Source organism: Helicobacter aurati, assembly GCF_003364265.1.
Classification (GTDB): domain Bacteria; phylum Campylobacterota; class Campylobacteria; order Campylobacterales; family Helicobacteraceae; genus Helicobacter_A; species Helicobacter_A aurati.
In genome coordinates this window covers 103781-127766 of record NZ_NXLW01000002.1, presented here as the reverse complement: position 1 = coordinate 127766, position 23986 = coordinate 103781, and the positions used below count along the sequence as shown (strand labels likewise).

General features: G+C 35.0%; 22 protein-coding genes and 1 pseudogene. 13 read left to right on the top strand and 10 right to left on the bottom strand.

The genetic code is table 11. The annotated features are described in order from the left end of the window. Positions 1-10: 10 nt before the first annotated feature. Positions 11-463, bottom strand: coding sequence for an SsrA-binding protein SmpB (smpB, locus tag CQA66_RS01785; protein ID WP_104763031.1), 453 nt, complete (start codon positions 461-463; stop codon positions 11-13). Positions 464-637: 174 nt separating this feature from the next. Between smpB and nusA the strand changes: the two genes are divergently transcribed. After that, positions 638-1900 (top strand): transcription termination factor NusA, encoded by a 1263-nt coding sequence (gene nusA / locus CQA66_RS01780; protein ID WP_104763030.1) that lies wholly within the window; start codon positions 638-640, stop codon positions 1898-1900. 353 nt (positions 1901-2253) lie between these two features. Continuing rightward, on the top strand, positions 2254-2472 hold the full coding sequence (locus CQA66_RS01775) for a hypothetical protein (protein WP_104763029.1): 219 nt from the start codon (positions 2254-2256) through the stop codon (positions 2470-2472). Here the strand turns inward: CQA66_RS01775 and CQA66_RS01770 are convergent. Next, on the bottom strand, positions 2443-3462 hold the full coding sequence (locus CQA66_RS01770) for a glycosyltransferase family 2 protein (protein ID WP_233707733.1): 1020 nt from the start codon (positions 3460-3462) through the stop codon (positions 2443-2445). The genes CQA66_RS01775 and CQA66_RS01770 overlap by 30 nt on opposite strands. A 159-nt stretch (positions 3463-3621) precedes the next feature. Between CQA66_RS01770 and CQA66_RS01765 the strand changes: the two genes are divergently transcribed. After that, complete coding sequence (locus tag CQA66_RS01765) at positions 3622-5016, top strand: DUF2972 domain-containing protein (RefSeq protein ID WP_181882212.1); 1395 nt, start codon at positions 3622-3624, stop codon at positions 5014-5016. A gap of 122 nt (positions 5017-5138) precedes the next feature. Here the strand turns inward: CQA66_RS01765 and CQA66_RS01760 are convergent, their stop codons facing one another. The 6 genes from CQA66_RS01760 to CQA66_RS01735 all read right to left on the bottom strand — a co-directional run bounded on the left by CQA66_RS01760 (position 5139) and on the right by CQA66_RS01735 (position 10417). Beyond that, positions 5139-6101 carry a catalase gene (locus CQA66_RS01760; RefSeq protein ID WP_411698680.1) on the bottom strand — a complete coding sequence of 321 codons (963 nt, stop codon included), beginning with the start codon at positions 6099-6101 and terminating at the stop codon, positions 5139-5141. 164 nt (positions 6102-6265) lie between these two features. Further along, the gene (gene folP / locus CQA66_RS01755; RefSeq protein ID WP_104763025.1) at positions 6266-7420 is read right to left on the bottom strand and encodes a dihydropteroate synthase; all 1155 of its coding nucleotides are present in this window, start codon (positions 7418-7420) and stop codon (positions 6266-6268) included. Positions 7421-7427: 7 nt separating this feature from the next. Beyond that, positions 7428-8075 (bottom strand): DNA polymerase III subunit delta', encoded by a 648-nt coding sequence (locus CQA66_RS01750; protein WP_104763024.1) that lies wholly within the window; start codon positions 8073-8075, stop codon positions 7428-7430. A gap of 39 nt (positions 8076-8114) precedes the next feature. After that, a complete protein-coding gene (locus CQA66_RS01745) occupies positions 8115-8666 on the bottom strand; it encodes a HobA family DNA replication regulator (protein ID WP_104763023.1) in 552 nt (183 codons plus the stop codon). A gap of 9 nt (positions 8667-8675) precedes the next feature. Beyond that, a complete protein-coding gene (locus CQA66_RS01740) occupies positions 8676-9926 on the bottom strand; it encodes an aspartate kinase (protein ID WP_104763022.1) in 1251 nt (416 codons plus the stop codon). After that, complete coding sequence (locus tag CQA66_RS01735; protein WP_104763021.1) at positions 9926-10417, bottom strand: RNA pyrophosphohydrolase; 492 nt, start codon at positions 10415-10417, stop codon at positions 9926-9928. The genes CQA66_RS01740 and CQA66_RS01735 overlap by 1 nt, the downstream gene beginning before the upstream one ends. A 200-nt stretch (positions 10418-10617) precedes the next feature. Here CQA66_RS01735 and CQA66_RS01730 point away from each other — a divergent pair, with 200 nt between their 5' ends. The 3 genes and pseudogenes from CQA66_RS01730 to CQA66_RS09640 all read left to right on the top strand — a co-directional run bounded on the left by CQA66_RS01730 (position 10618) and on the right by CQA66_RS09640 (position 13707). Continuing rightward, complete coding sequence (locus CQA66_RS01730; protein WP_233707732.1) at positions 10618-11817, top strand: lytic transglycosylase domain-containing protein; 1200 nt, start codon at positions 10618-10620, stop codon at positions 11815-11817. A 330-nt stretch (positions 11818-12147) separates the two neighbouring features. After that, positions 12148-12705, top strand: a pseudogene (locus CQA66_RS09415) (septal ring lytic transglycosylase RlpA family protein); the annotation flags it as partial. Between the two features lie 294 nt (positions 12706-12999). Next, the gene (locus CQA66_RS09640) at positions 13000-13707 is read left to right on the top strand and encodes an SPOR domain-containing protein (protein WP_324843341.1); all 708 of its coding nucleotides are present in this window, start codon (positions 13000-13002) and stop codon (positions 13705-13707) included. Positions 13708-14239: 532 nt separating this feature from the next. Here the strand turns inward: CQA66_RS09640 and CQA66_RS01720 are convergent. Next, a complete protein-coding gene (locus tag CQA66_RS01720) occupies positions 14240-14995 on the bottom strand; it encodes a HugZ family heme oxygenase (protein ID WP_104763020.1) in 756 nt (251 codons plus the stop codon). Between the two features lie 74 nt (positions 14996-15069). Then, a complete protein-coding gene (locus CQA66_RS01715; protein WP_104763019.1) occupies positions 15070-17895 on the bottom strand; it encodes a Kae1-like domain-containing protein in 2826 nt (941 codons plus the stop codon). Between the two features lie 143 nt (positions 17896-18038). Between CQA66_RS01715 and CQA66_RS01710 the strand changes: the two genes are divergently transcribed. The 7 genes from CQA66_RS01710 to CQA66_RS01680 all read left to right on the top strand — a co-directional run bounded on the left by CQA66_RS01710 (position 18039) and on the right by CQA66_RS01680 (position 23978). Next, positions 18039-18848, top strand: coding sequence for a DUF5644 domain-containing protein (locus CQA66_RS01710; RefSeq protein WP_104763018.1), 810 nt, complete (start codon positions 18039-18041; stop codon positions 18846-18848). 118 nt (positions 18849-18966) lie between these two features. Then, on the top strand, positions 18967-19935 hold the full coding sequence (locus CQA66_RS01705) for an HdrB C-terminal domain-containing protein (protein WP_104763017.1): 969 nt from the start codon (positions 18967-18969) through the stop codon (positions 19933-19935). Between the two features lie 21 nt (positions 19936-19956). Further along, positions 19957-20265: a hypothetical protein gene (locus CQA66_RS01700; protein ID WP_104763016.1), complete on the top strand. Its 309-nt coding sequence runs from the start codon at positions 19957-19959 to the stop codon at positions 20263-20265. A gap of 11 nt (positions 20266-20276) precedes the next feature. Next, the gene (locus tag CQA66_RS01695) at positions 20277-21104 is read left to right on the top strand and encodes a TerB family tellurite resistance protein (protein WP_104763015.1); all 828 of its coding nucleotides are present in this window, start codon (positions 20277-20279) and stop codon (positions 21102-21104) included. 60 nt (positions 21105-21164) lie between these two features. After that, entirely contained in the window at positions 21165-21746 is a 582-nt protein-coding gene (locus tag CQA66_RS01690) for a tRNA (cytidine(34)-2'-O)-methyltransferase (RefSeq protein ID WP_104763014.1), read from the top strand. A 107-nt stretch (positions 21747-21853) separates the two neighbouring features. Further along, on the top strand, positions 21854-22435 hold the full coding sequence (gene dcd, locus CQA66_RS01685; protein WP_104763013.1) for a dCTP deaminase: 582 nt from the start codon (positions 21854-21856) through the stop codon (positions 22433-22435). A 148-nt stretch (positions 22436-22583) separates the two neighbouring features. After that, the gene (locus CQA66_RS01680; RefSeq protein WP_244910946.1) at positions 22584-23978 is read left to right on the top strand and encodes an outer membrane family protein; all 1395 of its coding nucleotides are present in this window, start codon (positions 22584-22586) and stop codon (positions 23976-23978) included. The last annotated feature ends 8 nt before the right edge of the window (positions 23979-23986 follow it).

The following is a 23986-nucleotide window of genomic DNA, read 5'->3' as shown; positions in this document are numbered from 1 at the left end:
AATTCCTCAATTACCGATAAGCCTTCATGTTTGCTCTTGCTTCTTTTTCCAATTCTTTACGTTTTATAATCTCGCGTTTATCATATTCTTTTTTTCCTTTTGTAAGTGCTATGATAATCTTCGCCTTGCCCTTCTTATTAAAGTATATCTGCAAGGGCACGATACTCAAACCTTTCTGACTAACTTGCCCCGAAAGTTTATCAATTTGTTTTCTGTGGAGCAATAATTTTCTTATTCTTTTTTCATCTGGTTTAAAGTAAGGATTTGTGTTCTTCGAGAAGCTTATGTGCATACCAAACACAAAAGCTTCTCCATTGACGATTCGCACAAAACTTTCTCTAAGATTTACTCTACCATTTCGTAGTGATTTTACTTCGCTCCCTTGCAGCACAATGCCCGCTTCAAGTTGCTCAAGGATAAAGTAATCATAATAAGCTTTTTTATTGCGAATTGCGATACTCATTAGATTAGGCAACCTTTTAATTAAGATTTTAATTAAGAACTTTATGGAATCTTAGCATTTAATAATAACGAAAAAATACTATTTTAGCAAAGGCATTTAAATTTCTAATCTCTTAAACAGCATAAATTTCTGTTATACTTATATATTTGCAACACTCTACAAGGTATTAATTATATGGAAAAAATCTTAGATATAGTTGAGGCAATAGCTTCAGAAAATGATTTGCCCAAAGAAAGAGTTATAGAAGCTATCAAAGAATCTATGATTAATATGGCAAAAAGAGAGATTGATGATTTAGCGAATTTTGCTGTCAATCAAGATAATGTAAATAGGGATTTGCAGCTTGTGCAGAAAATGATTGTTTGCAGCGATGAGGATTTTGATGAATCTTTAGAATCCACTCATATTCCGCTTAGCCAAGCAAAAGAACTTGTAGATAGTGTAGAAATCAATGATGAGCTTGAATACCAAATCAATCTCGAATCTATGAATAGAAATGCGGTAAATCAAATCTTTCATGAAATATCCCATCTTGTTCAAAGAATCAGCGAAGAGGAGGTATTGAAACGGATCGAAAAAGATTTGCATTGTATTGTATTGGGGAATGTGATTTCGGTAGATAATGTTGGGAATACATCTGTTGAAATTGGCGAGAATCGTGCTATCTTGCCACTTAAAAATCGCATTAAGGGAGAACAATTCCAGCATGGTCAAACTATTCGTGCTATTTTGAAATATATTGGAATTAATCGAAATGGCATGAGAATTGAACTTTCAAGAACCACGCCTAAATTTTTGGAAGAATTACTGAAAATGGAAGTGCCAGAGATAAAAGACGGTGAAGTACATATTCATAAAATTGCAAGAATACCAGGAGAGAAAGCAAAAGTAGCCCTTTATACCAATAATCCTAAAATTGACCCGATAGGTTCTGCGGTTGGGACAAAGGGCGTGCGCATTAATGCGGTAAGCAAAGAATTGCATGGTGAAAATATTGATTGCATTGAATATTCAAATATTCCTGAAGTATTTATTGCAAAATCGCTTGCGCCTGCACAGGTTGTTTCTGTCAAGATCCATGCTGATTCTTCTGTCAATAAAGAAAAATTACAAAAGGGAGACAAACCTATGGCGGTTGTACATGTTCTACGTTCGCAAAAATCCAAAGCCATTGGTCGATCGGGTCTTAATATAAGATTGGCAAGTATGCTTACTGGTTATGAAATCGAGTTGATTGAAATTCCAGATAGAGAAAATTTATCAGAGCAAGTTTTAGAAAACCAAGAAGCGAAACGTAACATAATAGAATCCGTTTTTTCGTCCAGTGGAATAGATTCTAAATCATTAAATAATGTAAAGCCTGAAGAAAAGAAATTGGATATAGAGGCACTAAAGTCGCTATTTAAAAATTCAAATATGGATGACAATAGTAAGTAATTACAAAATATTAACGTGTGAAATTTTATTTTCATAGTTTACAGTTTGGCAGACATAGGATTTTGGTTGTTGATTGAAGTATATATTTGCTTCTTATTTTCTCTTATTCTTTCCAAAGTAATATATAACTATCAAGCGATTCAATGCTTGCCTTATGCAATCAAAGTAGCGAAAAAGATGGGAAGCTCTACCTTGTATAGTAGGTAATGTAGCTAAAGCGAGCTTATTATTAGAATGATTGCTAAACACAAGTTTAACTACAAACTATAATTTTCGAATACAAAATATTGGCAGATTCTAATGATATTCTTCAAATATTCGAATGAAATCCCTAGATGAATGATTGAGAGATAATGAGCATATCTATTACGCGTTTATTTGGTATTCAAGAGAGTTATGATTACAATATTCCAAAGTTAAATGAACAAAGTGAAATTGAAGAGATAAAGATTATTTATTCAAGCAACACAGAATCACTTGAGTTCTATAAAAGAATTGCCTATTTGCATAGGAGAGTCTGGGATATATTTGGTATTATTGGATTAAGAATCTTTGCTTTTTGTTTGTTTTAATTGCTCAAAAATATAATGCGGGCGGTATTTGACTTGCTCATAAATTCTTGCGATATATTCACCAATGATACCCAAAAGTATCAGCTGCATGCCACCAATGAAAGTAATAATGCAAATAAGGCTAGGGTAACCGGGGACTAAATTACCATAGAGAATCGTCCAAATAAAGCGGTAGATTCCATATCCACCAGAGACTATACTCATAATGAACCCCACAATAAAGGCAATACGCAACGGCATGGTGCTAAAGCTAACAATTCCTTCAATTGCATACTTAAAGAGATTCCAAAAACTCCAGCTCGAGCTTTCTTTAAAATGCGGTATATAGTCGTATTCAAGACATTTGCTTTGGAATCCAACCCACGCAAACATGGCTTTTGAGAATCTATGATACTCTTTTAATCGCAAAAGAGCTTCTACGACTTCTTTATCCATTAGGCGAAAGTCGCGAACACCAGATTCTATTTTAACCTCTGAAACATAGTTAGAAATTTTGTAGAAAAACTCACTAAATACTGCCCGAATTTTGTTCTCCCCACGTCTATTGCTTCGCTTGGCGTAAATAATCTTAATAGTCCGTTGGGAATTAAGCCAAATTTGTATCATTTGCGGAATAAGACTCGGAGGGTCCTGTAAATCGGCATCAAGAAGAATTACTCCTTCACCTGTCGCTTGCTCTAAGCCAGCAAGAATACCAGCCTCTTTACCGAAGTTCCTCGAAAAAGAAAATATTTTGATTCTATGCTGATTATATTGTTTTTGCATTGTTTGTAATATTTCTAATGTTTTATCCTTGCTACCGTCGTTAATAAAAATAAGTTCATAAAGTTGTTTTTGCTCCGTTGATTCTTTGTTGAAATGCACACTTAGTAATGGTTGCATAGAATCCATTGTTTGAGTAATCTTTTGTAAAAATTGAGGTAAAGAAACTTCTTCATTATAACAAGGTACGACAATAGAGATCCCAACTTGCATGTTTATTTTTTGCATTATATTCCCTAATGATTTGTTGAATGTGAGCTTCAATTATACTATGAAATATGCGAAGAAACAAAGGGGGTTATAATGAAAAATAAGAGGCAATCTTTATATGCTAAGGGCTTGCAAATATTTTGTTACCATTCATTATTTTATTGTTTAAGGATAGCTATGTCAAGAAAATCATCACAGACATTACGTATAGTCAGGGAACAGGGTTTGTTGCAGGCAATTGTTTATAAACTCGAGAAAAAAGGTTTGATTGCCGCCTACAAAAATGAGGGAATATTGGGGCTGCTTAATATTCTGATTAATAGAAATAAGCATTGGTATTATTCATTAAGCAATCCGCAATGGCGCGAGAATCTTTGGGTTAAGCCTTTTTGGACACAATTCTATAAATTGCCGCAAAATTATTCTTATATTAATCTTGGTTCGCATGGAGTAGGTTATGCCGCATGGCTTGAGATGTGTAGAATCTGTAATCTTGCCCCTATGGATTTAAGTGTGTATCATAGAATCGATTTTGCAAGATATTATCGAGAAGTGAGCAAACAACAGCAAGGCAAAGTGTTTGGAATCACTCTTGATAAATCCTACCAAGATTCATTGCGAATAAAAATTCTTTCTAAATTACATAAGAAAGTTCCAGTCTTTTGTCTTGTGCGCGATCCAATTTCTGTAATAAAAAGCCACGCGAATGCCTTTTTTCTTCCTTATCTAAGATACGGGGGGGGGGGCACAACCGATGTGCTGCCTTATAGTGCTTTAGAAATAGAGAGGATAAAAGAACGTTGTGTTACTGATTGTTTTCTTTTCCTCTTAAAATTACACTCCAGCTGGACAAAAACTCGCAGTCATTTTTGTTATACAAGTAGCGTAGAGCAAGTCCGTAATGCTACGCAAGAAGTTTATTATATTGATATGCAGGAGATAATGACAAGTCAAAGTTCTCATTGTGTATTTCAAAAAATATGTGAAATTTTACAAGTTCCGCCCCCACAAGACGCTTCCGCTTTTGATATATCTTTTTCAAAAGAATCTTTTTTATACTATGGATTTCCTTATTGGCATACTTTTCAAGAATTAGATATTCCTATTATTTATGTTTGCGGCAAAGGTGTGCAGGATTTTCTTGAAATAGGTAGAGTGCGCATTGTAGATTCGAGAGCGCGTAAGGATTTATTATGCGATAGTGAATCAAGTCAGACTACTAGAGATTATATTATGAAGTTCGGCATTGCTAAAAGGTATCAATCAAGATTGCAGAACATTCTTTCCAATCAAGAATTAATACAAAAGATTCACAATACAGCACAAGAGTATCATAATTGTCTGCAGGTACGAGAACGATTATGCGATACCCATAAAGTTAATGAAAAGTATATCCTTGTTTTTTTGCGGCAAAACACAACGTGGATGCAAAAACTTTATCAGGTTTTGCAATATGAAGTAAGTGGTGTTAAGCTTATGCGACCAGATATTGTTGCTACGTGGAAGTGGTATTTAGAGTTTGAGATTTTATATAAGCAAATGGAAACACTTTCTGTTCAAGAGCGACAATAGAAAGTGTTTAAGCATGATAAGCCGTCATAAATCAACGACAGCTCACGGAATAAATGGTATTGTTGTTGTGCTTGACTTCATACAGAATATGCAGAATACATTGATTACTTATTTTAGATTACTTATTGTCTTCTACCAAAAGTGATTGAATAAGTTTCATTACGTACATCGAATAATGGATCCTGTGGTTGCCCTATGCCGTTAGGCAAAACGTTTGGCATAAACACATCGCGATTACAATCTGTTCCGTCATATTTTGATACCTTGAGCGTGCCCACTTCTATTTCTTTATGTTTGCCGCTCCATAACGCTGTTGTGTCATAAATGCTGTCTTCAGGGTTTGCCAAAACAAACACCAATTTATATTCGATAGGTTTTTGAGCGATTTTGTTTTTAAAATCAGCTTCTAGGAAATTATCGTCTTTTGTACGTAACTCTTCTTGATTTAAATAAGATACCCCAGCTACTGGAACTAATTTAAAGCGAGCGGGAACGAATTTTTTGCTTCGAGAATCTTTCATGAAAAATGTATGAATACTATGATACATAGTGTTAGCTACACTTCCTGTAATGCCAATTTTTTCCATATATTTTGCAAAGTTACGATAGGAATCTACTTCTTCTGTAAGCTTTGCAATATTCGCCTTATCTACTTTTCCGTTTTTTGGTATTTGCATTGCGAAAAATGTACCAAATTCGTTAGGATTCTTAGCAAAATTAATTTCAGTATTTAGGGCAACAATTTCCCAGCTATCATTTTTCCCTTCTATTTTTAAAGCTATACCTCTTGGTTTTGATTTATCGCTAGCTTGAGGATTGCCACCGCCTAAAGAATAACGAATTTGTGTTGGGATATTTTTCTCTGCAAGGAGAGGAATATCAAATTTCTTTGTAATATTTTTTGCAGGGATAAATTCGCCACGCGTACAAAAACCTTTTGCATGGTTGATTTTTTTATGAGGGTCATTAGGGTTGCCATTAAGGGCGTAGAAGACATCGGCTATTTTTTCTGCGTCATATTCTTTAAGTTGAATTTGCGTGTCTTTTGCATTTAAGAGAAGCAAAGAGGAGAATACTCCAATCATCATAAATCTACCAATAGTATTTATATGTAACATATAGTTCCTTTAAAGTTAAAATGGAATCTATTTTATCTTGTTAAGTTAAATTATTTTGAAACATTATGGTGTTTCATTTTTCTTTAAGAGTTACTTTATGAACCATCTTTATCTAGGATAATTAGTAATTTTTATAGCGTATCAGTATCATTCACCTGAAAGGCATGGAAGATGTGTAGCATTTCTTTATGCGCTGCCAAGTCATGAACGCGTAGAATATTTGCACCATTTTGCAATGCTAAGAAATGTGTTAGGAGCGTAGATTCTAGCTGTTTTTTATTCTCATTGGAAGTAATTTTTCGCAGGAAACTTTTATGACTAGCACCGATTAAAAGTGGCTTAGAAAAATGTTTAAAATGTGCGAGCTTTGAAATAAGAGCGATATTTTGTAGATGATCTTTTGCAAATCCAATCCCGACATCAAGGATTACTCTATCACAATAAGCGTCATGCAACATATTGAGTTTTTCTTGAAAAAATGCGTCAATTTCTATAATGAGATTCTGATAGGAGCATAAATGTTGCATGGTTTGGGGTGTTCCTTTAGTATGTGTAAGAACATAGGTTGCTTGAGGATTTTTTTGCAGAATCTCTAACATGTTTTCAGGTTTCCCACTTACATCGTTAATGATACTAAATCCAGAGTCTAGTGCCATTTGCGCGACTTCGCTGTGATAGGTGTCAATGCTAAAAGGTATATGTGTTGTAAGGTTACGGATTTCTTTGAAGATTCGCTCTAACCGTTTCAGTTCTATGTTTGCAGGGATTATTTTCGCATTAGGTCTTGTGCTAACAGCTCCAATATCAATAATGTCTGCTCCTAGTGCAATATGCTCATGAATTTTTACTATTGCTTCATCGACATTATATTGTTGATAAAAACTCTCTGAATCTACATTAATGATACTCATTAGTTTCGTTTGAAAAAAGTTTGACATATTGCACGTGTGTTGTGGTTGTAGAAATTGCTGCAAGCTTTGACTTAATGTTTTTAAACCAAATGGTTGTTTGGCTATTTTCGCGCGAAGTAATTTCAGGCATTTTGGTGTGCCAAGTAACAGGCAATCATAGCTTTTTTCTTTTCCTAAAATGGCATTTCTAGGCGTTACTAACTCTGCTCCCAGACTTAGAGCATTTTGTTTAAGAATCTGCATGGCTTCAGTTCTCAAAGAATAGATTTTAAAGCCTAATATTTGCGTTTTATCTTTCATAATGCTATATCCGACACTATCGGGCTGTATTCTTTGCATTTCGGCATTAAGATTTTTTATACGTTCAATTTGCATGTTCATCCTAGAGATTTGGTATTAGCGAGAGTAAAAGCGGCAATAAAACAAGATGTACAGCCTGCTTATTATGCAGAGATTCTATTGCATTATCAAAACGTTTGAGTTCATATTGATTGAGTGTTTTATCACTCATTGCTATTGCGTGCAGGATAGCAGAGACAATTTCTCTGCCTTGCTCACTTGTATAGTTTTTCTTTTCTATATCTTTTATGTATTCATAAATGAGTGGCACTGTAAGTTTTGTAATGTTAAGTGGAAAAGATTCTTTAGCAATCTTTTTACGTTTGTCCAAAACAATTAGACGCGAAAAGATTGTAGGTAGAAGCTTGTTTTTTGTGTTGGCATACAAAATAAAAAGGGTATGATTTGGAGGCTCTTCTAAGATTTTTAATAGAGCATTTTGCGCGAAACGATTATAAGAAAAACCAAAAACAGCAAGGATTTTTGTTTGACTACTTGTAATGTAAGCCTCTTTAATGATATTGTGGGCGTCTTCTGTCTTGATTTCTTGCGCTTCAAAAATTCTTAAAAATTCTGCTTCTATATTGTTGCGTAGAATATTTTTTTCAGATTCAAAATCATGCGTAAGAATAATATGTGAGCTATGTAGGTAAATTGTAGAATCTACGTTGATATTTTGGGAATCTTGCATGTGTTTTGTTATCTCTATAAAGTTTTGCCTTAATTGACTTTATTCGGAATCAATTACAAATTCACCACATATTCCAGCAAAAAGGGCATGTTCAAAGATTCTAAATGCCTGTAAAAGCTTAAAATCCAAATGTTTGTCTGTGGAGTTTAGAATAAATGAGTGTTCTAGTGGTTCGTCAAATATCCACAAAAAAGAGTCTCGTATATCTAAGGCAAATTGCGCTACTACATTGTCGCATTTGCCAATATACCAAAATGCGTAACGTGGATATGACATATCCAACATATCGCGCACAGCTTGATTGTCGTTGCAATGCAAGAGATTGATTAATGAAGAATCAAGGGCGTATATGGGAATAAATGGTCTTTGTATTTCTGTGCTATTTATTGCATTAAGGATATAACGTTGTAGCCATTCACGTTGAGAATCTACGCATAAAAGAAAAGTACCCCCGTTTACAATGAAAGAAACGGCGCGCATAACTAACGGAGTCCAGCTAAGCCTTTCAATTTCAAGCCATTGTAATGGGCAGTTCAGTGCCGTTGCATTATTACGTAAAGCATATAGCATCCATTCATCGATATGTCCCACGTTTTGCCTTTATTGATCGAGCTTATAGGCTGCGTGTAGCACCCTAACGCCTAGTTCGGCGTATTTCAAATCGATTAACATTGATATTTTGATTTCGCTTGTGCTTATCATGCGAATATTGATATTGTCTTTTGCCATTGCTTGAAAGGCTTTTGCAGCGACACCGCTATGGCTTTTCATTCCGACTCCTACAATAGAAACAATCGCTACCTCATTATCATAATCAATTAAATCTGCGTTAGAATCAAATTCATTGAGTGTAATTTTTGCTTTTTCTAATTCATTCTTTGGGACGGTAAAATCAAGATTTGTTTTAAAATCCCTGCCAATTGTTTGTACTATCATATCCACATTAATATTTGCTTTTGAAAGTTTGCTAAAAAGTTCAGCAGCAATACCTGGTTTATCTTGTACGCCAATCAAACTCACTCTTGCTTGATTTTTATCTAAGGCTATGCCACTTACAATAGGCTTTTCCATAATGTTCTCCTCTGTGGTGATTAAAGTTCCAGAATCCTCGCTAAAGCTACTCTTTGCATAAATGGGCACATTCCATTTCTTGGCAAGTTCGACAGAACGTGTTAGTAAGACTTTAGCACCCATGCTTGCTAGCTCCAACATCTCGTCATAGCTTATTCGTTCTATTTTTTTTGCTTTGGATTCTATACGTGGGTCAGTAGTATAGACGCCATCGACATCACTATAAATTTCACAGCTATCCGCTTTTAAAGCACCTGCTAAAGCAACGGCGGATAAATCACTTCCGCCTCGTCCTAGTGTAGTGATTTCTCCTCTATCGCTTAAGCCTTGGAATCCAGTTACGACAACAATGTATCCTTCACTAAGTAGAGCTTTAATGTTTGATGTGTCAATATATTGTATACGTGCTTTTGTATGATTGGAATCAGTAAAGATTCCAGCTTGTCTGCCATTGAGTGCAATAGATTTTAATCCCTTAGCGTTTAAGGCAATGCTTAGTAATGCAGCACTCATTTGCTCGCCACTACTTAGCGACATATCCAAGTCGCGTTCATTAGGTGTAGGCGTGAAAGCATAGGCGTGTTGTAAAATTTCATCCGTTACTCCGCTCATTGCCGAGACTACAACGACTAACTTATTGCCATTTTGTGCATTTGTGTTGGATGTATGCGTAGCTGTGGAAGAGTGAGCATAGAGAGAATGAGATATTCTATTGGCTACATTTTGGATTCTTTGTGTGCTACCCATGCTTGTGCCACCATATTTTTGGACAATTAGCATTAAATATACCCTTCTTTCTTAAAGTATTGTAGAGCCTTTATATAGACATGCTTTTTGAAGCTAATAATACGTTGCATGAGTGTATCAAAATCCACAAATTCATAACGTGCAAATTCTGGCTTTTCCGTTTGTATGTTGATTAGTGAATCTTTTTTGAGTTTCACCAAAAAATATCTTTGTATTTGTCCGTCAAAAGGATACATTTTTTTAGCGATAGTTGAAGGAAAATCATATTTTAGCCATTCGGGATATTCCGCAATAATTTCTATTTCATTTGTGCCTATTTCTTCCTCTAATTCGCGATACAACGTTTCTTTTGGTGTTTCCCCAGGATCGATACCGCCTTGTGGAAATTGCCAAACATTTTTTAAATCTAGTCTTTCTGCAATAAAAAATTCACAGACGCTCGGATAATTCGCAGAAAGCAATATGGCTGCCACGTTGGGTCTATAATTTTTGTTTGTAGTTTGTTGTTCGTTGTGTATGTCCATTGGGTTTACCTTTTGGTCTTTTGTATTGAGTAATAATAGCATTTTGAATCATAGTTATTGATAATTATTTGTAGAAATATTGTATAATTTTAGTATTTTTTTACTTGATATGGAATCAAATTTGCATATTTTTTGCTTTGATTGCATATTATTTTTTATTTAGAATTACTAAATGATTATTGTGGATTAAGGATGTTTTTGTGTTGATAGCCAAGAGAGCGGTTAGATTTTTTGTGAGTTCTTGCAGCAAGTTTTTAATGTGTTGTTCTGTGTGTTTTGCTTTTGAATTGCAACAAGCTAATGACTTAGAGTCGTATGAATATAGCATGAACACTCATTTTAGTCCGCATTTACTCAATCGTTTTGACGAAGAGACAATTAACGCTTTTGGCATACCAACTGAATATATATTGACACTTGCAAGTGAAGGGAGATTAATTGTAGCTGATACAATGCGATGGAAATACCTCACAAGGCAGTTTGATAAAGGGTATGAGTTTATTCCCATTTTACGTAAAATGCTTTTTGATTCTGATGTGCCGCAAGAATTTCTATTTCTCGCTATGGCAGAATCTGAATTTCAATCTCATGCGTTGAGCTCAAAAAAGGCGGCGGGTATTTGGCAGCTTATGCCCGCTACGGCAAAAGAATTAGGATTGCTCATTAATGAATATATTGATGAAAGACAAGACCCGATTAAAAGTACGCAGGCCGCTATCAAGTATTTGCAGTATTTATACAATGCGACAGGGAAATGGTATCTTGCAGCAATGGCGTATAATTGTGGTTTAGGCAGGCTTAATCGCGCAATCGCGCAGGCAGGAGATGATAGTATAGAGATTCTCTTAAATGAAGATGAGCAATATCTCCCGCTTGAAACACGTAATTATTTACGCAAAATCATGTCTATGTCATTAGCCTTTTCCAATGCGCATCAATTAAAGAGAGACGATAAGGAATATATGCTTAATCGAGGTGCGGCTGATTCTCTTGTTATTGTTAATGTAAAAGCCGGAAACTCTTTAGCCAATATAGCTAAAGGCGCTAATATGACTTTAGAATCATTAAAAAATTATAATCGCCATTTTAAGTATGATTTTATTCCCTTAGAACATAAGGAATATCAAGTTTATATTCCCTACGAAAAGCTTAGTTATTTTCGTCAGAATTTTAAAAACTCTTTGGATATTACCTCATATTTTTTGCCCTATAAAGTAAAAAAAGGTGATACGCTTTTTGCAATAGCAAGGAAAAATGGCTTAACTGTGGCAAAAATCAAAGAAATTAATTCTCTTAAATCTGATTTTCTTTCTGTTAATCAAAAGCTCTTGCTGCCCATACGACCCACTGTTGTCTCTATTAATAACAAAAAGAAAACAATAAAAAAAACAAGTAGTTAAATATTTGCAATTAAGATTTTCAAGGGAGATACATTGCGATATGTATATAGCATTTATAACATTGGATTGATTGGCTTTTTTTTGTTTGGTTGTGCTCCCGAAAGTAGATATGGTGGCGGTTTAGGTAGCTTCAAAGACTATGAATCTTTAGGTTCATATCAAAATAAAGATGTGAAATATTCTCCTAAATATACACAAACACAAACCTCCAATTTTCATACTTCGCTCGTTGAGAGCGACAATCGATCGGCTAAGCAATCAGACACTAAACAACAGGCTATTGTGAAAACAAATAAGGGGAGTAAAGCGGGGGGAGAAAGACAACAGGATATACAAGCCGCTACTTATACGCCTCCTGTGGCTGGGAGCGGACATTTCCAGCCGACACGTTCTTTGTTGGAGGGCATGCGCGAGAGTGAAGCGATACAAAGAGCAACTATGCGTCCTTACACTATACGCGGAAAAACCTACCGTCCTCATCCCGTAAAAGTAGGTGATACTTTTGATGGAATTGCTAGTTGGTATGGTCCAGATTTTCATGCTAAGGCTACTTCTAACGGCGAAACCTACAATATGCATGCGCATACTGCTGCACATAAGACGCTCCCTATGAACACCATTGTGAGTGTCTTTAACAAGGATAACGGTAAAAGCACAGTGGTGCGCATTAATGATAGAGGTCCTTTTGTGGAAGGAAGAATTATTGATTTGTCCAACGTTGCCGCTAGAGATATTCAAATGGTAGGCAAAGGAGTGGCTAATGTAAGGATTGAGGTGGTAGGGTTTGGTGGAGATTTGCAAAATAATAATCCCAAATCTGCGACAAAGATTACACAAGATTCTAAGAAATCTCCTGCGACTCCAAAAGCTACCATATCTGTTGCGCAAGATTCCCAAGTAGATTCTCATGTATCTAGTAGTAAGCCCGAGTCACAAAGAATATTAGCGTCTGACGAAATAAAATCTCAACCTCCTGAACCTATTCAGCTTTCTACTCCTCCAGAATCTCTTTCATCCAACACGTCTCTTGGAGCTGCTGATTCCAATGCGAATCGCTTATATAGTGATAACTCAACTGAAACTAAACAGCAAGTTAGTAGTCAGACTAAAACTAAGGGTAGCAATTTAGATTCCCATAAACTAGAGGTTATAGAAGACACATTAGATGAGCCTATTGTATCAATGGTTTTACCCAATCAGAATCCCCACCTTGTTAAAAGTGCGCCCCTTGCTCAAAATAGCCATTCTAACCAATTGACGCAACGTGATGTATCTAATAATTCAGATACTCCAGTGGCAGATTCAAAGAATATTCCGATAAACAAAGAAGAACAAAAGCAGGAGGCAACACAAGCCGTACAAAATGAAAATGCCAACAACGATTCATTTGAGCCTATTATGTCTGATATTGATAACACGATTCAAAAGCTTAAAGATTCCACTAATCACTTGCAAATGCAGCAAAATAAGGCAGAATCGCACAAACCACAATCCGAATCTGAATTTCAAGATTCTCCCAAAGAGATGTCAAACCTATTAGAATCGGAGATTCAAAAACCACTCGCCACGCAGGATATGTCAAAGGATACACCAATTAATAATTCAAAAGCACAATCCGCACCGGATACTAGCAGTACAGACAATCTGGGCAATACGAAAAAGCAAAAAGGTCGCTATATGATTTCCTTGAATGTATTTAGTCAAGAAGAGAGAGCTAAACGTTTCCGAGATGAGATTTATGCGAAGTTTCAGAATACTTCTTATGATGTTGATGTGATTAAAACAGATAAAGGGCTATATCGTGTTGCATTACGTGGTTTTCAGAATAGTGATGAAGCGAGAGCTTTTATTAATTCAAAAGCGATAGTTGGACATATTGTAGCAGAATAACAGAGATAAAAGTCAGAGATTAAAAATAGTCTGCTCTATACCTCAAATAATCTCGAATAATTAAGTTTTTGAATTGATTTTATATTCTGTATCACAATTTCTTTAGAATTGTAGATATAGCAATAGCATATTTTGTTGTTTATCTCGAATGGAATCTGTATGGATAACTTGAAAGATAGGCAATGATGAAATCAATGTAAATTACGTTAGTCTTGTCATGACACTAAAATTTTTGTGATAATTCTTATTATAGAATCTTACTTGTGCTAGATTAATGGCAAGCCTTTTGTGAATTTTATGATTGATTGTGTATAGCCTTTAGAGTTATCAAAGAAACGATTCTAATGATTCTAAAATGACTCTATTATTTGCTTTCTATGAGGAATCCTATTCTCTCGTGCGTGATCTAAGGTGGCAGAACAATAAATAATGCTATCTATATAAATAGGAAACTAACTATCTGCCAATAAACTTTGCTTAATGGCAGCAATTAATAAAAATATTATATAACTTTGCACAACAAAGAGAGCAATTATCTTTTATGTGGCATACCATGAGGCATGCCACCTTTCCCACCGCCCACGTGCGTTATTGTGCCGTCTTGAGCGATTTTATACGCTTGCCCAAAACCCTTAACAAAACGTCCTTGCTTAAAATGCAGTTTTATTAAATGGAAATCAGTCATTTCACGTATTGCGCCTATACCGCCTGATTTACCGCCCATCCTTTGTTCAAAAGCATCGTATACTGCGTCAAAGAATGAATCTCTTGGTAGAAATTCTGCGCTTGCGTTATATATTAGTCGTTTGCGAGCAAGAATTGTTTTAGTTTGGCTCTCGTCTTCAATGAGCATAACCTGTAAGCTTTCAGGATTATTTTTAAGATTAGTATAATGTTCAGCAACTTCACTGATATAGAGAAAATATTCTTTGTTGTAACGTAGTAATGGGGAATAGCTGATATTTGGCAGATTATCAGTAGAAAGAGTAGAGAGTAGAATGGTATTCAAAGATTCCATAAATTCTTCAATTTCTTGTTGAATATTTTCTGGTTTTTTATGAATTGTACTGCACAATGCGATAATTGCATTTTTGTAATCTTTTTCTTCTGTTTTTGCGGGGAATGGAGCAAAAACTTCTTTTTCATCTGCCTGTATTGTTAAGCCATGAGAATCAACATGCGTTAAACTTATTGTGTTGGCTTCAAATCCGCCATACAATCGAACCAATCCTTTGAGTTCCTCTATATGATGGTTATTCATGTGTTCTTTAATGCTTGCAACACTCATTGTGTCTCCTTAAAATAAGATAAACTAAAGTATAGCACATTTTAAAAGCAATAGCGATTTTTATTGAGTTTGTATCAAAGTTGCGAAGCAAAGCCTAATTGCCCAATGCTAATGCTGTAATCATTGCATGGTAATTGAGGGAAAAAGCTATTAATACCCACGGAATCTAAGAGCTGTTTTACTCTTGCGCACAAGACAAAATTTGCAAAGACTCCTCCACCAAATAGCGCATAATCAGCCCCCAAAAGCTTGAGGGAATCTTTTATGCAAAAACTCAAGGTATCAATGAAACGTAGAGCCATAACGCTTTTACTTTTGTTTTGTAGTGAATCTTGAAACATTGCATGAAAGCATCCAGATATATCAATGCCTTGCTTTGTGATTTCGTAAGGATAGGGCGAAAAATTAACAAATCGCAACAAAAAGGCTTTGTGCGATAATTTTTTCGATGCTTTATTGAATCCTTGTGGGAAATGAAGAGTGTATGGATTGGACATGTCGTGAAATTGTGGAATATCAACCGATAATGAAGCGAGCAGTTCCCCGCTTTGCCCTTCATAATCAATAGAATCTAATCCGCAAAAAAATCCTGCAATGTCAAAGAGTCTGCCCACAGAGCTAGTATATGGCGCATTTAACGCGTTGTTAAACATAGTTTGTAGTATTGTTAATTCTTGTCGAGACATTACGGTTTGTAGATATTCTATAATCGCATGTAGATGATTTTCCATAGCATAACTTAATGTGAGTTTTTGACAATCTTTGATATTTTTTTCTCCGCCTAGGATTCTAAAAGGTTTAAAAAATAATTTGCGTTCAATTTTCTTGAGATTTCCAGAGAGAAATTCGCCGCCCCAAATGCTTCCATCATCTCCTAATCCGCTTCCATCAAAGATTACGCCTATTGCTTCTTGCAAGCCAGATTCTAACAAAAGTGCATTGTGATGCGCATGGTGGTGATAAATACTTTCAATATGAATAGATTTTCCATTGCGATGGTATTTTTTTGTGAGAGTATGGGCTATTTGAGTGCTTGCGTAGCGTGGATGCTTGTCAGTGATAAAAACTTCTGGTGTGCCGTAAAGAGATTCAAAGAAAGAAAAAGTTTCTTGAAAATGCAAGCAATTTTTTGTGCTAAATAAGTCTCCAAGATATGGACTAACAACAAGAGAATCGTGGATTCCAAAAGCGAGGCTGCTTTTTTGCATAGCACCAAAACTTGCGCTAAGCACTTTTAAATGTAGTTTGCTGCTGACAATATGTAGCGGAGTGAAACCTCTAGCAAGACGTAGACTACGTAATGAAAGGCTATTTTGTAGGGACATATTAGAGAAAGAATGCTTAGTTTTCGAGTGAGAATCCAGATTGACTAAATCGCAGCCTACAACAATGCTATCGTCGATTCTATGGAGGATTTCACGTTCGTATTCAAAAACAGCGAGTTTCGGATAGACATTATTGTCTTGATAAGAATGAGATGGCGATATGTTATCTTGCGTAGAATCTTGTTGTGTTAGTGCGGCATTTTGACTAGCTTGTTGCGTACTGTGCTGTGCCATTTGATAGAGAATAGATTGTATGTTGAGTTCCGATATGTCTTTTGCAATCATTTCGCCTTTATTATTAGCAGAAGTATAAATAAGCACAAAATCCTTTGGTAGATATTCAAAAAGTAGCAATAACGCAGGAGTGTATGGACGCATAACGCCAATAGTCGCAAGGTTGCTTACTTCTTTTGGCAGGTTACAATGCCTGCTTTTTAAGACGATAACGATCGGAGATTCTGCGCTATTTAGAACTTGTTGGGATTCATCATTCAATATCGCGAGCTTATTTAATGTGTCTGTATTTGCCATAATAACGAATGGTTTATGTGGGCGCGATTTGATTTTACGTAAAAGCGATAATGATTGTTTATCATACGCATTAGCAAGAAAAGCAAAGCCACCTAGTCCTTTATAGAGGGCAATATGATTATCATTAAGAGATTGCGCTAAGGATTGGAGTGCAGATAAACCGTAGATTTCTTGCGTGAAAGAATGGTTATAGGCTATTTGATAATACCTCATAGGAATAGCGCATGTATTGCAACTTATTGGTTCAGTATGGAATCTCTTATTGTGTGGATTGTTGTAGTCATTTTGACAAGAATCACAAAGTGTTAGATTCTTCATAGAAGTGTGTTTTCTATCGTATGGTAAAGATTCTATAATGCTATATCTTGCTCCGCAATTTATACAGGCAGTGAAAGCATAAGAAAAGAATCTTGAATCCTTATTGCGCATATCCTGAAGGCATTCTTTGCAAATGCCCATATCCGTTGGTATATTCACACGAATGGCTTGAGATTGAGTGGTGATGTTTTGAGATTCTATGATTCGAAATTCATGTAGATTCTCAAATATAGGCAAATATTCAATAGAGAACGCGTGAATACAAGCGCGCATAGGAAGAAAGAGTGTCTTGCTGATAATATTGCATTTTTGCACTATGAGATGTGTTTTTCTGTCAATGGATTGAAGATGTTTAATTAATCGTGTTCTTTCATGTTCCTGTCTGCATGCAAGAAGTAGAGAAAAGAGGAATGTTTCTAGTATGTCGTTATGGTTTTTGGGCAGAGCATGATGAGTGAGGAGAATTTCTGTGCAATCATGCAAGTTTCGGATAAAACCGTGAAGTTTCAACGTCTTTGCCAATCCAAACACAAAAGGGCGAAATCCTACACCTTGAACATTGCCAAAAACCTGTATTCTCTGTGCTTGCGCAGAATCATTTTCTTGACAAAAAGTCCTCCATGTTTGTAAAAAATTTACTATATTAGTCTCTTTTGTTTCATGGAGCTTGTGCCATTTGCAAAATATTTTTGTTGGTGTTTCTCGTTGTAAATAAGCAGCATTCATGCTTGCCCCGTGATTCAGTATATTTTGAAAAATGCTACGAATAATAGCGCAATCTTTATAATTTTAGAAAAACAATATTTTTGTATTGCAAAACTCATAAAATAAAGGTAAGATTCTTTAAGTTCCTAAAAAGAGATGAGATTATGAAACTATATTTAGATGTGTTTTCATTTGATTCAAGAATAGATTTTCAGAATGGTTATATACGGGTTGAGATTCACTGTAACGTCGAATCTACCTTAAAAGATATTTTTCGGAAGATTCCGCAAAAGTTATTTGGCTATCAAGAATTTGGCGTGGATATGGATTTTGTGCATTGTCGTATTAACGGTATAGCAATATTGGAGGATATAGCTGTTGGGCAGTTGGTAGAGAAATTTGGCGTTTCGTGGATAATTGAGCCTCTTAGCAAAAGATATGTAAAGAAAGATTTGTTACTGGATTTAGATTTAGCTTTTCAGAAGTATCAAGGATTTTTTTATATGGCTAATTTTATTTATCCTACTGAACGAGAAGAATTAAAAAAGTACCTCCTTATGAATTTCATTGCAACATGTTATGAGGAAGAATATTATGGAGATGGGTTTTTACTTTATATAAAGTGGCTTATGGGAAGACATCCTATGCAAGCAACAAATCTTTTACGTTTTATTTCCCATAGAGAAAATGGTATATTCTCTCACGTCCCTGTGGCGAATCTTATTTTCCCTGAAAATCCTTTGATTGATGATGAAATACAATCATTGCAATCGCAGCTTATTAATAGTTCGCGTTGTCCAGTACATAAAGGCGAATGGGTTTTTTTGGGTAAACAGCTCGATATGAATTACGGATTCCAATGTGTCAATAAAATACAAATTGATGAGAATGCTATTTCACGTTGCCCTATATTCAGTGGCAATATGGGTACAATTGATATGCAAGAGATATTGGCAAAGAATCATGTGCAATAAGACGGCTTAGCAAACAGCTGTTATTAGAGTAAGCTTATTTGAGGAATAGCATAGTTGAATATGGTGGTTTGATACTCTCTACTAATATACTGATAACAAGAAGTTGATAAGGATTTTTATGTATTTACTTTATGATTGTTTTACGCATCCTAGTTCTTTTGCGGTTGCTTCACGGGCAGTATTAGAGCAACTTAATATATCGCAGCAAGTGTTAAATAGTAATGAGAAGTTTAAATATCATGGTGGTTATTATGGACGTATAGGTAAGATTGAACAGTTCGTTTTTGCTAATATTTATAATATTTGGTTAGCCGCAAAGAGAAACTGCATTTTACTTGCTTTAGAAGAAGATTCGTATGCGAATATCATTTGTGCAATTAGTTTTGTTTATAACAATGAAGCAATACGTGACTTTCTTGTAAAAGAGATGAAAATACAGAATATCGATATTGATATTTCTATGCTTCATAAATATGTAGCTTATTTTCCTACTATGGTTGCAGAATATATGCAGGATATAGAGCAACATATTAAATTGCGTTTTATGTCTAATGGTGGTTTTGCAGATAACACCGCATTAAAAAATATTTACTCTGTTAGTAGAAGTAGTGCTATGCCGCTGATTTTACCCAAACAAGATATTGGCAACGGCCATACGGGTTTTTCTACCTGCCTTTATTATTCTAATAGGCATTTTGATTGCAATCTCAATGGTGAATATCAGGGTTTGAGTAGAACTTTTGCACAAATAGGTTTACAGGCATTTGAAATGCCCTTTAGTATGCAATCTTACACACATTTGCTACCCTTTAACGAAAATATGGCATACCAAAAAAGTGGAGAAATTCTTTATGCTGGAATTGATTTAGGTGTAGATTTTCTTTGTGTATTTTCAAATTCTTCGCTTAATATCTTTGATAAACATTTTAAACTTTGTTCGAAATATTGTAAACGAGATAGAATCGAAATTCCCATATTACATTTGGCACAATTATTGCTACTTTGTTTTGACAAACCAAAAGAAGCTGCCTTTGATTTGCATGCCATAAAGCCAAGCTTTATTTTGGATAATGTAAAAGCTTCTTAATCTTTATGTTTGAAGAAAGATATGATTCCCGTATTGAAGATTTTTTTTGCTTGTTTGATAGGTGCTGCATGGTATCATCTTAATGGTCCACAACAAGCTCCTATTGCGGTTATTTTGTCTGCAATGATCTTGTTTGCATTTTTTATGAAACCTGTTAAATATCAAGATCCGAAAGAGAGAGATGCCTATCGCTTGAAAATTCAAGAAGCAAGAGAACGTAGAAGGCTTATCGCAGAAAAGCAATTAGAAGAGAAACGTACACTCAAGAAGCAAGCTCTTGAGGCAGAACAAGCTCGTAAACAAGAGTTGAGGAAAAAGTTAAAAATCTGAAAGGAAATTCTATGGAATTCTTATTATTTTTTATAGCAGCGGGCATTATTTTTTATCTTGTAAAAAGTTTCAAAATTTATCTTAGCAATCCACTTACGCCATTAGATTCAGAATCTTCTTTTACACAAAAGCAAGATATTCCTGTTCAAGAAGTGATATTAAATCCCAAAGAAAAATTAAAAATTTCTGAATATGGGATTCTAATGAGGATTTTAGGCAGATTGAGCTATGCCGACGGGAAAAGCTGTTTATTAGAACAAAAGCTTATTGAAGGAATAGTTGAAGATATGGCAAAAGATTCCTTGCAACCAGAATCTTTGTTTTTAGAAATTTATCGGGAATCCGGCAGTGAAGATATTCAAGAGCTTGCTATGTTGTTTCGTGATGAAACTATTGGGCAGTATAAAAAAAGGGTGAAAATTATTGAATTTATGTTTGCATTAGCTTATGCAGATGGATACTTTGCTCAACAAGAAGAGGAATGTATTATCGATGTAGCTGCAATTTTAGAAATAGAAAATAACGACTTTAATCAGCTCTATGATGAATTTAAGGCGATTAACGAGAAAGATTCTACCACTACTATGGATTTACAACGTGCCTTGTTATTGCTTGGGCTTACTGATGATTTTGATTCTAAACAGCTCAATGATGCTATGGATACGTTGTTTCGAGAGAAGCAACAACATATTCTTGATCATAAAAATCTTACTAAACCCTATAATCAATCAAGTGCTAAAGATTTGCAGGAAATTTCACGTGCTTATGCTTTTCTTTCTGAATATCTTTCAGCCAAGCAGAATCAACCTAAGGTAAAAGAGGATGACAAGAGCCAATAAAGATTTCAGATTAATCTGTTTTTAGGTAAATTTGTCTATTTATAATAAGTATTTATAACTATGTTTGCTCAAGATTCTATTGCTTTGCATATTGTTTTGGTTAATCCACAGATTCCGCAAAATACAGGTAACATTGCAAGACTATGTGCTGCGATGAATGCAACTTTACATCTTATACATCCGTTAGGCTTTAGTTTAGAATCGAAGTTTGTAAGAAGAGCGGGGCTTGACTATTGGGACAAACTTAATGTAAAAGAATATGAAAGTACAAAGGCTTTCTTTGCCGCATTAGATGCTCAATATTTTTCCCTAGCCCATGAATTAGAATCAAAGCCCACATTTTCTTCTTTGCATTTTGCCTTTAGTTCTAAAGTCAATACTTCTTATTTTATGCAGGATTTTTTTGCTATGCAAAAATCCAGTCAATGTATAAAATCTTTCCATTATTTTTTGTATTTTGGTAGCGAAACAAATGGATTAAATGATTGTTTCCAATCTTGTTTCTCTCTTATTCGAGGCAAATATCTTACTATTCCTATGGCTAAAGATTGTCGTTGTCTCAATCTTTCTAATGTTGTTGCTATTGTAGGTTATGAGCTAATACGGCAAGCACACATCTATTTGGCGGCTAAGAATCTTTAAGCATTGAATTTTCACTTTGACGATGCATGAATTGCTTAGAATTGCTTAACTTAAGTTTTCATAGAATCATGCTATAATGTTACTATTGTTGATAATTAAGGAAGCAAATGGGGCTTAAATCAGATACATGGATAAAACAGCAAAGTTTAGAAAATGCTATGATTACGCCTTTTGTTGAAACACAAATTAATAGAGGTGTGATTAGTTATGGACTAAGTAGTTATGGATATGATATTCGAGTAGGTTGTGAATTTATGATTTTTACTAACATTGGTGCAACCATTGTAGATCCTAAAGACTTTCACGAAAAAAATGTTGTTGAAGTGAAAACAAATAAGGAAGGATTTTGCATTGTTCCTCCTAATTCTTTCGCACTTGCAAGAACAATAGAATATTTTAGAATCCCCAAAAATGTTTTAGCGATTTGTCTTGGTAAAAGTACTTATGCGCGTTGTGGAATTATTGTAAATGTTACGCCATTTGAGCCAGAATTTGAAGGTTTTATTACGATTGAAATATCAAATACAACACCGTTACCAGCGAAAATTTATGCTAATGAAGGTATAGCGCAAGTTCTTTTTTTTACAGGAGATGAAACTTGCATGCAAAGTTATAGAGATAAGGGAGGAAAGTATCAATATCAGCAGGGCATCACTCTCCCAAAGATTGATGGATTGTTGGAATCATAACGTTCATTTCTTTTTACACTAACGATGATTCTACTAGGTTAGAGAACATTTTTTTGCAATTTTATGTTAATAGAAATACACCTTGACTATAATTTTGGATTACTTTTTGCTATAAATCTTAGTTTAATTTATTTATTTGGGTATTTCTATGAATAGGTTTTTTACAATGAACGGGTTGAGATTTGTTGAGTATGTGTTTTTTATGGCATTTTTTTTTAAAAAAAGTAATCTATCTGCGTTTTTACGATTCAATAAAACAAAGGTAATGGCAATTTACTGCATGGTATCTTGTTCAACTTTTGCTTTTTCCGCAACACCTCATAGCTACAATCAAAGTACGGAGGCGCAGAATCTTGTCGATGCCTTTTGGAAGAATGGCTACCACGATTTATCTGCCTCATTGTTTTATCAACAGGCTTTTGGTGATGAATTAACTATTTTGGATGGTACTTTTTTGGGTTATTATGAGACAGGTAGGTTAAAAGGTCTAAAAGCTGGAATTGGCTTTGTGCTTGCCGCTCCTATTCTTACCATTCAAAATGCCTCGCACGAACGTTATGAAGATGCTAAGCAAATATTCCTTTTGGATTCTGCATATATTGATTATATTGACAATCGATATGGCATTCACTTTACGGCAGGTCGCTACAGATCTAATGCAGAATGGAATACTTTTAATTCACAGGGTTTTGCTATTACCTATGATGGAATTAAATACACTTCGCTTCATGCTACTGCCTCCTATGGGAGTGCAATGGTTTCAAATGAGTATGTTACGCCCTTTCGAAGTGAATTAAGTAGTTTTGGTACATATCTTCTTCACGCAAAAATTAAGTTGCCACATCATATTTATTTAGAACCTTATGCTTATGTAACGGGATTTTTTAGCGCATTTGGTGTTAAAACACAAGTTGGTTATCACGTTACGCGAGACCTTGAAATGAAAACAAAGCTGCATATTGTAGCTTATAACAAATATTATAAAGCTCCACATACCTATGTTATTGGCAATACAGCACCTAGTCATAATTTTGAAAGTGCGGCTGACGCGAGTTCTAACGCAGGCACAGCGCGAGATTTATCCGCAATTGCATGGGCTGAACAAGAAATGATATGGAATCAATTTCTAAAGGTTAAGTTTGGGTTAATTGGTGTGAGTACAAGTGGAGCAGAGCTCATTGATTATTATGGGCATAAAGCACCTTTTAAATATAATGTTGGTATGTTTTGGGGAGGAGCAATTACTCCTTATGCCGCAATGAGTATTGGTATGAAGCATCTTTTTAAAGTAGAAGCTGGTGTAAGAGGTACTTTTTCAGAATTTGGTAATATTTTTAGTTTTGAAGCAAAAGGAGAATATGAGTTTTCTTTGTGGAAGCATTATGTACGCGGGAAAATCGGCTTAAGCTTTGTCGGTGTGTATAATAATACAGCTTATCCTTCCCCAACAAGTACTAATCCCCTTAATACTATTCCAGCTGTGAATTTCTATGGTGGAAATAATTATACGCTTATTCGTGGGTTTATTCGCGTTTCAGTGTGATGATGTTA